The organism is Streptomyces sp. NPDC002742 (assembly GCF_042888885.1).
Taxonomy (GTDB): domain Bacteria; phylum Actinomycetota; class Actinomycetes; order Streptomycetales; family Streptomycetaceae; genus Streptomyces.
This window is the reverse complement of the sequence record NZ_JBIAQF010000022.1, coordinates 1-14,133: the sequence shown is the minus strand read 5'-3', so window position 1 is coordinate 14,133 and position 14,133 is coordinate 1. Positions and strand designations below refer to the sequence as shown.

Annotated in this window: 10 protein-coding genes and 1 tRNA gene; 6 read left to right on the top strand and 5 right to left on the bottom strand. The window is 69.7% G+C overall.

Annotated elements, in window-relative coordinates; genetic code table 11:
- The first annotated feature begins 469 nt into the window (after window positions 1-469).
- A complete protein-coding gene (locus ACFYW8_RS32000) occupies window positions 470-1,864 on the top strand; it encodes an NAD(P)/FAD-dependent oxidoreductase (protein WP_365876449.1) in 1,395 nt (464 codons plus the stop codon).
- A gap of 238 nt (window positions 1,865-2,102) precedes the next feature.
- Complete coding sequence (locus ACFYW8_RS31995; RefSeq protein ID WP_389085172.1) at window positions 2,103-3,392, top strand: class I SAM-dependent methyltransferase; 1,290 nt, start codon at window positions 2,103-2,105, stop codon at window positions 3,390-3,392.
- Between the two features lie 114 nt (window positions 3,393-3,506).
- Here ACFYW8_RS31995 and ACFYW8_RS31990 read toward each other — a convergent pair whose 3' ends face one another.
- A complete protein-coding gene (locus ACFYW8_RS31990) occupies window positions 3,507-6,056 on the bottom strand; it encodes an ABC transporter permease (RefSeq protein ID WP_389085167.1) in 2,550 nt (849 codons plus the stop codon).
- A 250-nt stretch (window positions 6,057-6,306) separates the two neighbouring features.
- Entirely contained in the window at window positions 6,307-7,107 is an 801-nt protein-coding gene (locus ACFYW8_RS31985; RefSeq protein ID WP_365876443.1) for an ABC transporter ATP-binding protein, read from the bottom strand.
- 497 nt (window positions 7,108-7,604) lie between these two features.
- On the opposite strand from ACFYW8_RS31985, the gene ACFYW8_RS31980 reads away from it, so the two are divergent.
- The 3 genes from ACFYW8_RS31980 to ACFYW8_RS31970 all read left to right on the top strand — a co-directional run bounded on the left by ACFYW8_RS31980 (window position 7,605) and on the right by ACFYW8_RS31970 (window position 10,200).
- Window positions 7,605-7,687: transfer RNA gene (locus ACFYW8_RS31980), tRNA-Leu, on the top strand.
- Window positions 7,688-7,895: 208 nt separating this feature from the next.
- Complete coding sequence (locus ACFYW8_RS31975) at window positions 7,896-9,125, top strand: 4-hydroxybenzoate 3-monooxygenase (RefSeq protein WP_389085159.1); 1,230 nt, start codon at window positions 7,896-7,898, stop codon at window positions 9,123-9,125.
- Window positions 9,126-9,303: 178 nt separating this feature from the next.
- The gene (locus ACFYW8_RS31970; RefSeq protein WP_389085155.1) at window positions 9,304-10,200 is read left to right on the top strand and encodes a Bax inhibitor-1/YccA family protein; all 897 of its coding nucleotides are present in this window, start codon (window positions 9,304-9,306) and stop codon (window positions 10,198-10,200) included.
- A 105-nt stretch (window positions 10,201-10,305) separates the two neighbouring features.
- Here the strand turns inward: ACFYW8_RS31970 and ACFYW8_RS31965 are convergent, their stop codons facing one another.
- Window positions 10,306-10,536, bottom strand: coding sequence for a DUF4287 domain-containing protein (locus ACFYW8_RS31965; RefSeq protein WP_103550712.1), 231 nt, complete (start codon window positions 10,534-10,536; stop codon window positions 10,306-10,308).
- Between the two features lie 104 nt (window positions 10,537-10,640).
- On the opposite strand from ACFYW8_RS31965, the gene ACFYW8_RS31960 reads away from it, so the two are divergent.
- Window positions 10,641-10,952 carry a hypothetical protein gene (locus ACFYW8_RS31960; RefSeq protein ID WP_365876437.1) on the top strand — a complete coding sequence of 104 codons (312 nt, stop codon included), beginning with the start codon at window positions 10,641-10,643 and terminating at the stop codon, window positions 10,950-10,952.
- Between the two features lie 89 nt (window positions 10,953-11,041).
- On the opposite strand, the gene ACFYW8_RS31955 is transcribed toward ACFYW8_RS31960, so the two are convergent.
- Window positions 11,042-11,848: a hypothetical protein gene (locus ACFYW8_RS31955; protein WP_389085144.1), complete on the bottom strand. Its 807-nt coding sequence runs from the start codon at window positions 11,846-11,848 to the stop codon at window positions 11,042-11,044.
- A 283-nt stretch (window positions 11,849-12,131) separates the two neighbouring features.
- A complete protein-coding gene (locus tag ACFYW8_RS31950) occupies window positions 12,132-13,352 on the bottom strand; it encodes an acetyl-CoA C-acetyltransferase (RefSeq protein WP_365876433.1) in 1,221 nt (406 codons plus the stop codon).
- Window positions 13,353-14,133: the final 781 nt, after the last annotated feature.

Sequence of the window (14,133 nt, the reverse complement as noted above, 5' to 3'; positions counted from 1 at the left end):
GACGGGGTGTCCGGCGGTGTCGCGCGCACGTGGTTCAGGTCTCGTTCGCTACCGATCAGTAGCCTCGGCTGAGCGGGTCGGATAACGTATGAGCGTGCTCCAGGGGGTCGCGGAACCCCTCCGGCGGGGCCCCGTCGAGAAACTTCGTGAAGTTCTTCACAAGGAAAAAGGTCCTGCTGGACGAGGAAGCGGCAACTTGGGCCCTTCCGTAGGGCTCAGGCGGTCGGGCGGCATGCTCGATGGAGCGTTGCGACCGTGTTTCCGGGTGGTGAAACAGAGGCGTGGTCCGCTGGGCCGAATGGCTTGGACCGCAGCTCACGCGGTGTTGACAACGGTACGAACCGTACGGTGGTTTCCCCCGCCCGCCATGACCTTGATCACGCGGGCCGCGGAGTGTAGCAGAGGCCCTGCCCAAGCTTGTGAAGGGGCGCACGAGCGACCCCCCTGAAGCGGGTGGATACTCGATGGCATGAGCACCACGGAGCGTCCCAGGATCCTCGTAGTAGGCGGTGGGTACGTAGGCCTGTACGCAGCTCGGCGCATCCTCAAGCAGATGCGCTACGGAGAGGCGACCGTCACGGTCGTCGATCCCCGGTCGTACATGACCTACCAGCCCTTCCTCCCCGAAGCCGCCGCCGGCAGCATCTCCCCGCGGCACGTCGTCGTCCCGCTGCGACGTGTACTTCCCAAGGCGGAGGTCCTCACCGGCCGGGTCACCACCATCGACCAGGACCGCAAGGTCGCCACGGTCGCCCCCCTCGTGGGCGAGGCGTACGAGCTGCCTTTCGACTACCTCGTCATCGCGATGGGCGCGGTCTCCCGCACCTTCCCGATCCCCGGCCTCGCCGAACAGGGCATCGGCATGAAGGGCATCGAGGAGGCCATCGGCCTGCGCAACCACGTTCTCGAGCAGCTCGACAAGGCCGACTCCACCACGGACGAGGACGTCCGCCGCAAGGCGCTGACCTTCGTCTTCGTGGGTGGCGGCTTCGCCGGCGCCGAGACCATCGGTGAAGTCGAGGACATGGCCCGCGACGCGGCCAAGTACTACAGCAGCGTGTCCCGCGAGGACATGCGCTTCGTCCTCGTCGACGCCGCGGACAAGATCCTCCCCGAGGTCGGCCCCAAGCTCGGCCAGTACGGCAAGGAGCACCTGGAGAGCCGCGGTGTGGAGATCTACCTCTCCACCTCCATGGACTCCTGCGTCGACGGTCACGTGGTGCTGAAGAACGGCCTCGAGGTCGACTCCAACACGATCGTCTGGACGGCCGGCGTCAAGCCGAACCCCGTTCTCTCCCGCTTCGGCCTGCCGCTCGGCCCGCGTGGCCACGTGGACACCCAGACCACCCTCCAGGTGCAGGGCACGGACTACATCTGGGCCGCGGGCGACAACGCCCAGGTGCCGGACGTCGCCGCCCGCAAGGCCGGTGTCGAGAACGCCTGGTGCCCGCCGAACGCGCAGCACGCGCTGCGTCAGGCCAAGATCCTCGGTGACAACGTGATCTCCGGTATGCGGGGCTTCCCGCAGAAGGAGTACGCGCACGCCAACAAGGGCGCCGTGGCCGGTCTCGGTCTCCACAAGGGCGTCGCGATGATCGTCCTGGGCAAGACGAAGATCAAGCTCAAGGGCCGTCTCGCCTGGTACATGCACCGCGGCTACCACGGTCTGGCCATGCCGACCTGGAACCGCAAGATCCGCGTCTTCGCGGACTGGACGCTCGCGATGTTCCTCAAGCGCGAGGTCGTCTCCCTCGGCGCCATGGAGACTCCCCGCGAGGAGTTCTACGAGGCCGCCAAGCCGGCTCCGGCCGCGGCCGCCCCGGCGCCCGCCGCCAAGACCGAGGCGAAGGCCAAGGCCTCCTGACCTCCGGTCACCGAACGCCCCGAAGGGGCCGCCCGCCATCCGTGGTGCGGGCGGCCCCTTCGGCGTTTCCCCGGCCCGGGCGGCGCGCCGTGCCCGCCGAGGTGGGTGCGGCGTTCAAAGTGTGGCGCGTACACACATTTTTGCGAATCTGTGTCGTGGAAGCGGGACTGCCCGCTGACGGGGTAGATGTTTACGTGGTGTCGGAGCGTTCGGGAGTGCTGTCTCGGAGGTGTACGCCATGCAGGACGCCGCGCCGCGTCTCAAAGGCCTTGTCGAACAGTTGCTGGGAGCCCCGCTCCCGTTGCGCGTGCGCGCCTGGGACGGTTCGGAAGCGGGTCCGCCCGCAGCTCCGGTGCTCGTCGTCCGCAACCGGCGGGCCCTGCGCCGACTGCTTTGGAAGCCGGGCGAGTTGGGACTCGCCCGCGCCTGGGTCTCGGGTGACCTCGGCGTCGAGGGGGACCTGTACACCGCCCTGGACCTGATCTCCGGGCTCGTGTGGGAGCGCCCCGAGGACGCGCGCGGGTTCGGGGCGGCGCTGCGTGACCCCGAGGTGCGCGCCGCGGCCCGCGGGCTGGTGAGGATGGCCAGGCTGCCACTGCCGCCCGCCCCGCCCGCCGAGGAGGTGCGTCGGCGCCGCCACCTGCACACCAGGCGCAGCGACCGCAGCGCCATCAGCCACCACTACGACGTCGGCAACGACTTCTACGAGATCGTCCTCGGCCCCTCCATGGTCTACTCGTGCGCCTACTGGGAGGAGGGCGGCACTCTGGAGGAGGCCCAGCGCGACAAGCTCGAACTCGTCGCCCGGAAGCTGGCCCTGAAGCCCGGTCGGCGGCTCCTCGACGTCGGCTGCGGCTGGGGCTCGATGGCCATCCACGCCGCCCGCGAGCACGGTACGACCGTGGTCGGGGTGACGCTGTCGCAGGAACAGGCCGCGTACGCCCGTAAACGGGTCGCGGAAGAGGGCCTGACCGACCGGGTGGAGATCAGGGTTCAGGACTACCGGGACGTCACCGACGGGCCCTACGACGCGATCTCCTCCATCGGCATGGCCGAACACGTCGGCGCCGAGCGCTACCTGGAGTACGCGGAGGTGCTGAACAGCCTCCTCAAGCCCGGCGGGCGGCTGCTCAACCACCAGATCGCGCGGCGGCCGCAGCGCGACGAGTCGTCGTACGCCGTCGACCCGTTCATCGACGCCTATGTGTTCCCCGACGGCGAACTCGCGCCCGTCGGGACGACCGTGACCCAGCTCGAACGGGCCGGGTTCGAGGTGCGTGACGTCGAGGCCCTGCGCGAGCACTACGCGCTCACCTTGCGCCGCTGGGTCGCCAATCTGGAGGCCGGGTGGTCCCGTGCCGTCCGGCTGTCCGGTGTCGGCCGGGCCCGTGTCTGGCGCCTGTACATGGCGGCCAGCGCGGTCGCCTTCGAACGCAACCAGATCGGCGTCAACCAGGTCCTGGCGATCAAGACCCCGGACCGGACGGGCTCGTCCGGGATGCCGCTGCGGGCGAGAACCTGGAACTGAGGCCTTACAGAGACCGAATGCGCAAGGGGGTCCCGTTCCCTCCGGAACGGGACCCCCTCCCTGTGCGTCGCGCGGCCGGCCGCTTCCGGTCCCGCCGCCCCGTCGCTCGCCCCGTTACTCCGACTTGATCGCCGTCAGCATGTTCAGTCGGGCCGCCCGGCGGGCCGGCCACAGCGCCGCCAGGACGCCGACGGCCGCCGCGAGGAGGAGGAAGACCGCCATCCGGCCCCAGGGCAGGACCAGTTCGTACGTCGGCATCTTGCTGCCCAGCAACCGGCCGGCCGCCCAACCGAAGAACACGCCGAGACCGATGCCGAGGACGCCGCCGAAGAGCGAGATGACCAGGGACTCCAGACGGACCATCCGCTTGACGGCCTTGCGGTCCAGGCCGATCGCGCGGAGCATCCCGATCTCCTGCGAGCGCTCGAAGACCGACATGGCGAGGGTGTTGATGACACCGAGGACAGCGACGACGACCGCCATCGCCAGCAGGCCGTAGAGCATGTTGAGCACCAACGTGAACGCCTTCGCGATGCTGTCGGAGATGTCCTGCTTGTCCTGGACCTTGATGGCCGGGTTGTCGTCGAGGGCCTTCTCCAGCCTGTCCTTGGTCGCTGCGGACGCGCCGTTCGACGTCTTCAGCATGACCTGCATGATCTGCATGCCGGAGGCGTCGCGCCGGTGCGGGGAGAGGGTGGCGTTGTCGAGGATGATGCCGCGGACCATTTCGTTGGCCTCGTAGACCCCGGCGACGGTCAGGTTCCCCTTCTTGCCGTCCTCGTAGGAGACCTCGAAGTCGGAACCGGCCTTCCAGCCATGGGACTTGGCGGTGTCCGAGTCGACCGCCACGCCTGCGCCCCCGATCCGGAACGCGCCGTCGACGACGGCGAGGTCGGTGAGCTTGCCGATGGCCGCGCCGTTGACGCCGGTCAGGAACTCGGTCCGGCGGTCGATGCGGGCGGGGGCGTTGCTCAGCGAGCTGGTGTCGGTGACCCCGTCGACCGAGGCGAGCCTCTTCTCGACGTCCGGGGAGAGGGAGTTGCCGTTCGCCATCGACACGACGTAGTCCGCCTTGATCGCAGAGCTGGCCATCTTGTCGATCGACCTCTGCAGGCTGCCGGCCATCACCGTCATGCCGGTGATCAGGGTGAGGCCGATCATCAGCGCGGAGGCGGTGGCGGCCGTACGGCGCGGGTTGCGCACCGAGTTCTGCCGGGCCAGCTTGCCGGAGATCCCGAAGACACGCAGGACGGGAGCCGCCGCGGCGATCATCGGACGGGACAGCAGCGGCGTGAGGACGAAGACGCCGATGATGAGCAGCACGGCGCCGAGGCCCATCGGGGCCTGGCCGTCCGAGCCGTCCATGGTCGTCGCGTAGAGGACGACGGCGACACCCGCGCCCGCGAACAGGGCGCCGATCGTGTTCCGCAGGACCAGGGACTTCGTCGTCGCCTTCGCGTGGACACTGCTCATGGCGGCGACCGGCGGGATCTTCGCGGCGCGGCGGCCCGGCAGCCACGCGGCCAGCATCGTGATGAGGACGCCGACGAGCAGCGCCGTGGCGACCGTGCCGGGCGAGACGACCAGCGGGCCGTCCGGCACCGTGGCGCCCAGCGTGCCCATCAGGGAGCGCATTGCGGCGCCGATGCCGGTGCCCGCGGCGAGCCCGCCGACGGCGGCGACCGTGCCGACCACGAACGCCTCGATCAGCACCGACCGGGTGACCTGGCGACGGGAGGCGCCGACGGCGCGCAGGAGGGCCAGTTCCTTGGTGCGCTGGGCGACCAGCATGGTGAAGGTGTTGGCGATGATGAACGTGCCGACGAACAGCGCGATCCCGGCGAAGACCAGCAGGCCCGTCTTCATGCCGCTCATCGCCGAGGCGATCTGCTCGGCCTGGTCGGCGGCGAGCTTCCGGCCGGTCGTGGTGGAGGCGACGTCCTTCGGTACGACCTCGTCGAGCGCGTCGCGCAGCGCGGCCTGGCTGGTGCCCGGCGCGGCCTTCACGTCGATCTCGTCGTAGGAGCCGACCGAGTGGAACAGCCGCTGCGCGGTCGCCGTGTCGAACAGGGTGAGGCTGCCGCCCGCGGCCACATTGCCGTCGTCGGTGGTGAAGATGCCGGTGACCACGGGCTTGAGGACGGGGCCGTCGACCGAAAGACGTACGGTGTCGCCGACCTGGTAGCCGGCCCGCTTCGCGGTCTCCGCGTCGATCGCGACCTCGCCCGTGCCGTGGGGCGCGTGCCCGGCCGTGAGCGGGTAGCGGGGGTCCTTCCCACCGTCCTTCCCGCTCCAGTAGTTGCCGCCCTGCGACTGGAAGCCGCCACCGATCAGCTTGCCGTCCTTGTCGGCGAGGGCGGTGAAGCCGTTGACGACACCGATCGCGGAGGCGGCTCCCGGCGCTCCGGCCGCCTTGTCGAGCAGCGGCTGCGTCAGCTTCTGCGTCCGGCCGACGGTGTCGCCCGTGTCCGCCGCGCGCTCCGGGTGGATGGCCACGTCGACCTGGTCGAAGCCCTTGGCGGAGCTCTTCTGGTAGGCGTCCGAGATGGTGTTGGTGAAGACCAGGGTCCCCGACACGAACGCGACGCCGAGCAGGACGGCGAGCACGGTCATCAGGAGCCTGGCCTTGTGCGCGGATACGTTGCGCAGGGCGGTACGGAACATGGGTCTTCTCAGTCCAGGAGTCGCGGGAGGGCGCGGGAAACCGCGGGCCGGCGCGCGCGGGGCGCGGTAGGCCGCGGGCGGGCACGGGGAGCGCGTGGGAGGGGCGCGGAGGAAGCGCGGAAGAAGTGCGGCGCTCGGCGCTCGGCGCTCAGGGCTCAGGGCTCGGAGTGCGGGCGCCGGAGTGCCGGAGTGCCGGAGTGCCGGAGTGCCGGGATGTTAGGGATGCCGGGGTGAGCGGGCCGGTGGGGCGTCAGCTCGTGCGGTCCCTGCCGTCGGATGCGGAGGTCTGGGGGTTTCCCCCGGGAAGCGTCCGCATGAGGTCCAGGACGGAGTCGGCGGTCGGCTCGTACAGCTCGTCGACGATCCGTCCGTCGGCGAGGAAGACGACTCGGTCCGCGTAGGCGGCGGCCACCGGGTCGTGAGTCACCATCACCACGGTCTGGCCCAGCTCCCGTACGGAGTTGCGCAGGAAGCCGAGGACCTCGGCGCCGGAGCGCGAGTCGAGGTTTCCGGTCGGTTCGTCGCCGAAGATGATGTCGGGGCGGGAGGCGAGGGCGCGGGCGACCGCGACGCGCTGCTGCTGGCCGCCGGAGAGCTGGGAGGGGCGGTGGCTCAACCGGTCGGCCAGGCCGATCATCTTGATGACCTTGTCCAGCCACTCCTGGTCGGGTTTGCGGCCCGCGATGTCCATCGGAAGTGTGATGTTCTCCAGCGCCGTCAGGGTCGGCAGCAGGTTGAACGCCTGGAAGATGAAGCCGATCTTGTCCCGGCGCAACTTGGTGAGCTGCTTGTCCTTCAGGGAGCCGAGCTCGGTGTCGCCGATGCGCACCGAGCCGGAGGAGAAGGTGTCCAGTCCCGCCACGCAGTGCATCAGCGTGGACTTGCCGGACCCCGAGGGGCCCATGATCGCGGTGAACTCGGCCTGCCGGAAGTCGACGCTGACCCGGTCGAGGGCGATCACCTGGGTCTCGCCCTGCCCGTAGACCTTCGACAGTTCCGTGGCGCGGGCTGCGACCGCGGTGCTTGTGCCGGCGAGGGGAGTGGTGGTCACGGGAGGGTGCTCCTGTCGGGACGACGACGTTGATGGGGACGTGTTCCATCGTCCGTGCCGATCCGCGCCATGTAGTCACCCGCTGTTCCGGTTCCGGAGGCAGCCTGGGGTCGGACCGGGAGCGGTTGCGTCATACCTGGGGATGACGGAGCTCCCCTGAGAGCCGTCCGGGTCGGGACGCGGCGAAGACCCCTGGGAGTCCGTCAGCAAGGGTGTCGCGAGGCCTCGGGGAGTGCGCGTCGCGCGGTCGCTCTTCGGGGAGTCCGTCCGGGATCTCGTCCGAGGCTCGTTCCGATCGTGTTCGGACGGTGAAATTCCGTCAATCCGCGTACACGGGCCCGGCGCGTCCGAAAGGCTGTTGGCAAGTGCTGACGGCCTTTACCGCGTGCTGATGCACCCTCAGACGTCAATAAAATAAGACAACATCGGTTCGCGTGCCCGCTGTTCGGGTGATGCGCCCCGATAGGCTCGGAACCTCGATGCGGAGCCCACGGTCTGCCCGGATGGTGGAATGCAGACACGGCGAGCTTAAACCTCGCTGCCCCTCGCGGGCGTACCGGTTCAAGTCCGGTTCCGGGCACTTCTCGCACCTGCGACGCGGGACGCGGGCCACAGTCGGAACACTCCGAGCGTGGCCCGCCGGCTGCACTTTCTGGCGTTGACGCAGGTCGCCGATCCCTCCATGGATGGATGTCCCGGCCGTTGACAGTGGTCCTGTGGCGGCGGAGACTCGCGGCAATGGAAAGGTGAAGGAAATTTCACTGGGCGAACATTGAGGGGGCGGTTCTATGCGTACCACTGTGGGGATCGTCGGGGCCGGGCCGGCCGGGCTGCTGCTGGCTCGGCTGCTGCACCGGGCCGGGATCGAGTCCGTCGTCCTGGAGAGCCGGGACCGGGCCTATGTGGAGCGGCGGCAGCGGGCCGGGATTCTGGAGCAGGGGACCGTGGACGTGCTGAGGGCCGCCGGGGCCGGGGAGCGGATGGACCGGGAGGGGCTGCGGCACGACGGGATCGAGCTGCGGTACCGGGGGGAGCGGCACCGGATCGACTTCCCGGCGCTCACCGGCGGGCGGTCCGTGATGGTGTACGCGCAGACGGAGGTGTGCAAGGACCTCATCGCGCTGCAGCTCGAGGAGGGCGGGCCGCTGATCTTCGAGGCGGAGGCGCTGGCCGTCGAGGGAGCCGAGGGCGACCGGGCTCGCGTGCGGTTCAGGCACGAGGGGCGCGAGGGCGTACTGGAGTGCGACTACGTCGTCGGGTGTGACGGCTTCTGGGGTGTCGCCCGCAAGGCCGTGCCCGCCGCGCTCTCCCGCACCTTCGAACGCTCGTACCCCTTCGGCTGGCTCGGCATCCTCGCCGACGTCCCGCCTTCGCACGACGAGCTCGTCTACGCCCGCCACGACCGCGGCTTCGCCCTGCTCAGCATGCGTTCACCCACGGTGTCCCGCCTCTACCTCCAGGTGCCCGAGGGGACGGACGCCGAGGCGTGGAGCGAGAGGGAGATCTGGGACGAGCTGGAACGGCGTCTGGAGACCGCCGACGACTGGCGGTTGCGGCGGGGCCCCATCACCTCCAAGTCCGTCACCCCCATGAGGAGTTACGTCCACGAGCCGATGCGGCACGGCCGGCTCTTCCTGGCCGGCGACGCGGCCCACATCGTGCCGCCCACCGGAGCCAAGGGCCTCAATCTCGCCGTCGGCGACGTCGTCACCTTCGTCCGCGCCCTGATCCACCTCAGGGACACCGGTTCGGCCGACCGGCTCGACGCCTACTCCGAGACCTGTCTGCGCCGGGTCTGGCAGGCCGAGCGCTTCTCGTACGACATGACGTCCCTGCTGCACCGCGATCCCGCCGCGAGCCCCTTCGAGGACCGCGTCCAGCTGGCCCGCCTGGAGCGGATCACGAGCTCACGCGCCGCCGCTGCGGACCTCGCGGAGGGTTACACGGGGTTCCCTCTCGGTGAACGGGAGAAGGCAGGGGCGGGGCCGCGGGAACAAGACGGGATCAAGGTCGCTTGAGAGGGCACCGGTGCGCCACGAGGCCGGTGTCACGGCTTCGTACCAGTGCGGGCGTGGCGGGGGGCGCACGCGTACCGTGGCACAACGAGGGAAAGATCCTCCCCAAGCACTAGGGTCAGTCCTTTGCCTACCTATTACTCTTGAGCCAAGGTCACGAGGGTGGCCATGGAGGAGCGAAATGAGGAGCAGTAACCCGGTCTTCTCGCGACGGGGGTTCAGCCGCGACAACGGTTACGCGGGCTTCAACGCGGCGCCGCAGGCCGGGGGACCCGCTGTCGGCACGCAGGGGAACCCGTACGCCCAGCAGGGCGGCAACCCCTACGCGCAGAACCCGTACGCGCAGAACCCTTACGCGCAGCAGGGCCTTCAGCCCGGCGCTCCGCCGCAGGCCCCGGTCACCACCGGCCGGATGACGATGGACGACGTCGTCATGCGTTCGGCCATGACGCTCGGCACCGTCGTGGTGGGCGCCGTCCTCGCCTGGGCGCTGCTGCCGGTCTCCAGCACGAGCTACGGCCTGGCCATCGGCTCCGCGCTGGTCGCCTTCGTGCTCGCGATGGTGCAGTCCTTCAAGCGCACCCCCTCGCCCGCGCTGATCATCGGGTACGCCGCTTTCGAAGGCGTCTTCCTCGGGGTCGTCAGCGAGATGTACAACTCGGTGTGGCACGGCGCGCCCTTCCAGGCCGTGCTCGGCACCATGGCGGTCACCGGCGCCACCCTGCTCGTCTACAAGGCGGGCTGGATCCGGGTGACCGCGCGGTACGCGCGCATCGGCATGACCATCGCCATCGCCTTCGTCGTCGTCATGGCGGTCAACCTGCTGCTGGTCGCCTTCGGTGTCGCCCCGGACGGCGGACTGCGCAGCAGCGGCCCGCTCGGCGCGATCGTCGGCATCCTGGCGATCCTGATCGGCGCGTTCTTCCTCACCCTCGACTTCAAGCAGATCGAGGACGGCATCACCTACGGTGCGCCGAAGGAGGAGGCTTGGCTGGCCGCGTTCGGCCTGACCATGACCCTCGTGTGGATCTACCTGGAGATGCTGCGGCTGGTCGCCATCTTCAGCGGCGACGACTAGCGGAACCGACGGCCGGACAGGCCGTCAGGTGACCTGAGGGGCCCGCGAACCACCGGTTCGCGGGCCCCTCGTCGTCGGGTGCCCTGTCGTGTCGGTGGTGCGCGCTCACAGCAGTTTGCGCGCGGCCCTCCTCAGGTCGTACTCGTGAATGATCGCCTTGGCGTGGCCGTACGCGAGGTCGTGCTCGGCGCGGAGCCAGCTGACCTTCTCCTCGAAGCGGAAGAGAGCGGGTCCTTCGTCGACGGTGCGAAGCCAGTCGGAGATCTCACGACCGGTGCAATGGGGGATGCGGGCGAGCAGGTTGCGGTGGGTCTCCTCGGAGAAGACTTGGGACATCGGCGCCTCCGAACGCAAAGGGGATGTAAGCCGGTCCTTCACGCCACCGTGCCTGAGGGTCGGGTTGTTGGCAACAGTCCCGCAGCTGCGCGTAGTCTCGCGGCGTGCTGGATACGACGCCGTTGACCCGTGCCGTGGACCACTTCGCCGACCGGTTGCGGGCCGCGCCGCAGAGCCGCCTGCAACGAGGCGCCGCCGCTGAGGCACTAGGGCTGGCCAGGGAGTTCGCGCTGCGCACCCAGCGGGTCGAGGACCCGTCGGGGGAGCCCAGGGAGATGCCCGACGCCGGGATGTTCGCCGCCGCCGACCAAATCACGGTCGCCGCGCACGACTTGGCCCTCGTACTGAAGAACGAGGAGGAACTGGCGGTAGCGGTCACGCTCGTGGCGGAGGCACAGAAACGCGCCGGGGTCTGATCCGCCGACCGACTCCGGCGCGGTTGCCCGGCTCTCCCGCTGTGCCGGCCCCCGCTTCGGGGGGCGGGTTCACAGCGGGGCCGTGCGGGTCACAGTGACGCTATGACGCGGTCCGCCAGGATGTAGACGTTCTCCTCGCCGAAGGCGAAGGTCAGGGCGTACGCGCCCGAGACACCGGAGCCGCCGAGCAGGACCGGGGTCTCGCCGGCCTCCAGGGCCGAGGCGAGCTGCTGCGCGGTCTCGCGGTGGCCCGGGGTCATGCACAGGGTCGTACCGTCGGCGAAGACGTAGACGTCGAGGGTGCCGAGCGGGCCGGGGCGGACGTCCGCCAGCTCCGTACGGGACTCGGCGAGCTCCTCCAGGCAGGCCACCGTGCGTTCGTGGTCGTTGACCACGGGTGACTGGACGGGGACGAAGTCGGGGTGCGAGGGGTGGCGGCGGCGGGCCGCGGCGAGTTCGGGGGAGTCGCCGGCGGTGCCGGTCTGGAGGAACTCCTCGAGGTCCGTGCCCGTCTCGGTCACCGGCTCCAGGTGCTCGAGGCCGACGAAGTCCGAGTGGCGCGGCAGGAACAGTTCGCTGTCGGGCAGGCCGAGCAGCGAGGGCGCGTCGGACGCGTCACGCGCTTCCTGAGCGGCCCAGAAGGCCCGCGCCTCGGCGAGCTCCCGCTCCCGCTCGTCGGCGAGCGCCTCGGCCACGGCCATCCGTATCTCGTCCGCGTCGGCGGCTGCGCGCGCGGCGGGTACGAGACCTCGCGCGGCACCGGCGCGGCTCTCGGCGAGTTCATCGTGCAGGGCTGCGACCTGCCGACGCAGGCTCTGCAGAGTGTGCAGAACGGCGACGCCCACGGCCGCGGTGGCGGCGGTGGTGAGCAGCAAAGCAATCGGCATGGCGCTCACTGACGTACTCCCGGTTCAAAGTCGGCCCCCGACTTCCTACATCAGCTTGAAGGGCGAACCATCAAACTGTCAGTGCGTAACGTCACGAATAGGACAGGACTTTGGGCCTCGGGTTTAGCCGCGCAACGCCTCTGACCTGCGGTAATGCCCATTCGTAGGGACATAGGTCACATCTTGGGTGGGATTGGATCACAAATCGGCCCAGAGGCCCGGTGGATACGGGCTTCTGGGCCGATTCGTTCACGCTGGGTTCAACTCCCGTCACGGAAACGGGTGGTCGTTGTCAGCTGAGACGCTCGATGACCATCGCCATGCCCTGGCCGCCACCGACGCACATGGTCTCCAGGCCGAACTGCTTGTCGTGGAACTGGAGGCTGTTGATCAGCGTGCCGGTGATGCGGGCGCCGGTCATGCCGAAGGGGTGGCCGACGGCGATGGCGCCGCCGTTCACGTTCAGCTTGTCCAGCGGGATGTTCAGGTCGCGGTAGCTCGGGATCACCTGGGCGGCGAAGGCCTCGTTGATCTCGAACAGGTCGATGTCGTCGACGGTGAGACCGGCGCGGCGCAGCGCCTGCTTGCTGGCCTCCACCGGGCCGAGGCCCATGATCTCGGGGGAGAGGCCGGTGACGCCGGTCGAGACGATGCGGGCGAGCGGGGTCAGGCCGAGCTCGCGGGCCTTCGTGTCGGACATGATCACGAGGGCCGCGGCGCCGTCGTTCAGCGGGCAGCAGTTGGCCGCGGTGACCATGCCGTCGGGGCGGAAGACCGGCTTGAGGCCCTGGACGCCCTCCAGCGTCACACCCGCGCGCGGGCCGTCGTCCTTGCTGACGACCGTTCCGTCCGGGGTCGTGATCGGGGTGATCTCGCGCTCCCAGAAGCCGTTCTTGACGGCTTCCTCGGCGAGGTTCTGCGAGCGCACGCCGAACTCGTCCATGTCCTGGCGGGTGACGCCCTTGAGGCGGGCCAGGTTCTCGGCGGTCTGGCCCATCGCGATGTACGCGTCCGGGATCAGGCCGTCCTCGCGCGGGTCGTGCCACGTCGAACCCTCCGACTGCGCGACCTCGAGCGTGCGGGCCTCGGCGTCGGCGAAGAGGGGGTTGTGGGTGTCGGGCATGCCGTCGGAGGTGCCCTTGATCGAACGCGACACCATCTCGACGCCCGCCGAGATGAAGACGTCGCCCTCGCCCGCCTTGATGGCGTGCAGGGCCATGCGGGAGGTCTGCAGGGAAGAGGAGCAGTAACGGGTGATGGTGCAGCCCGGGAGGTGGTCCATTCCCATCTGCACGGCCACGATGCGGCCGAGGTTGTGGCCCTGCTCGCCGCCGGGGAGGCCACAGCCGAGCATCAGGTCGTCGATGAGCTTCGGGTCGAGCTCGGGGACCTTGGCGAGGGCCGCCTCGATGATCGTGGCGGTCAGGTCGTCGGGGCGCACGTCCTTCAGGGAGCCCTTGAAGGCGCGGCCGATCGGGGAGCGGGTGGCTGAGACGATCACGGCTTCGGGCATCACGGCTCCATTGGCGTACGGGAAGTGTGCAGGGCTGGTTGGGAAGTTACCCGTACGTACCGTCGAGGTCACCGGTCTTGGTGTGTGACACCGGACGCACTTTTCTAAGCGCTTGCTTTTCTCTGGCGGGGGCGCCTTTTGCGGTGGGGCCGTTGCACGGGGGCTTGGTGAGGGGGTGGCCCCCTCTTGAACCGGCCTTCCTGGGGCTCTGCCCCAGACCCCGCTCCTCAAACGCCGGAGGGGCTGGATCCGGGCTGTGCCCTGCCCCCGTTCCTCGAACGCCGGAGGGGCTGGTTCCGGGCTGTGCCCTGCCCCCGTTCCTCGAACGCCGGAGGGGCTGGTTCCGGGCTGTGCCCAGACCCCGCTCCAAACGCCGGGGGCTGGATCTGCACTGTGCCCTGCACCTGCTCCTCAGGCGTCGGAGGGACTGATTTCCGGCTGTGCCCTGCCGCCGGTCATCAAACGGCGGACGGCTGACGTCCGAGCCCGCTGATATCCGGAGGGGCTGGACTCCTGGCGCCGGTCCAGGTGACAGGGGCAGGGGCGCGGGGAACTGCGCGACCAGCCCCCACGCACCCGCGGCCGGGAACGCGCCCTCCGCGCCGGGACAGCCCCCGGAGCCTGGTACCGGTGCCGGTGCCGGTGCCGGTACCGGTGCCGGTTCCCGTCCCGGAGCCCGGAGCCGTCCCCGTTATCTTCTTCGCGGTTCCGCAACGGGACCGCTGGCCTCCGGGCCCGGCATGACTGTGTCCCCCTGTCGAAAGCATGACCTGGGGGGTGG

What these genes read in the sequence shown, in the direction of transcription:
- ACFYW8_RS32000 (WP_365876449.1), top strand. Translation starts at nt 470, where the DNA reads ATGAGCACCACGGAGCGTCCCAGGATCCTCGTAGTAGGCGGTGGGTAC.
- ACFYW8_RS31995 (WP_389085172.1), top strand. Translation starts at nt 2,103, where the DNA reads ATGCAGGACGCCGCGCCGCGTCTCAAAGGCCTTGTCGAACAGTTGCTG.
- ACFYW8_RS31990 (WP_389085167.1), bottom strand. Translation starts at nt 6,056, where the DNA reads ATGTTCCGTACCGCCCTGCGCAACGTATCCGCGCACAAGGCCAGGCTC.
- ACFYW8_RS31975 (WP_389085159.1), top strand. Translation starts at nt 7,896, where the DNA reads ATGCGTACCACTGTGGGGATCGTCGGGGCCGGGCCGGCCGGGCTGCTG.
- ACFYW8_RS31970 (WP_389085155.1), top strand. Translation starts at nt 9,304, where the DNA reads ATGAGGAGCAGTAACCCGGTCTTCTCGCGACGGGGGTTCAGCCGCGAC.
- ACFYW8_RS31965 (WP_103550712.1), bottom strand. Translation starts at nt 10,536, where the DNA reads ATGTCCCAAGTCTTCTCCGAGGAGACCCACCGCAACCTGCTCGCCCGC.
- ACFYW8_RS31950 (WP_365876433.1), bottom strand. Translation starts at nt 13,352, where the DNA reads ATGCCCGAAGCCGTGATCGTCTCAGCCACCCGCTCCCCGATCGGCCGC.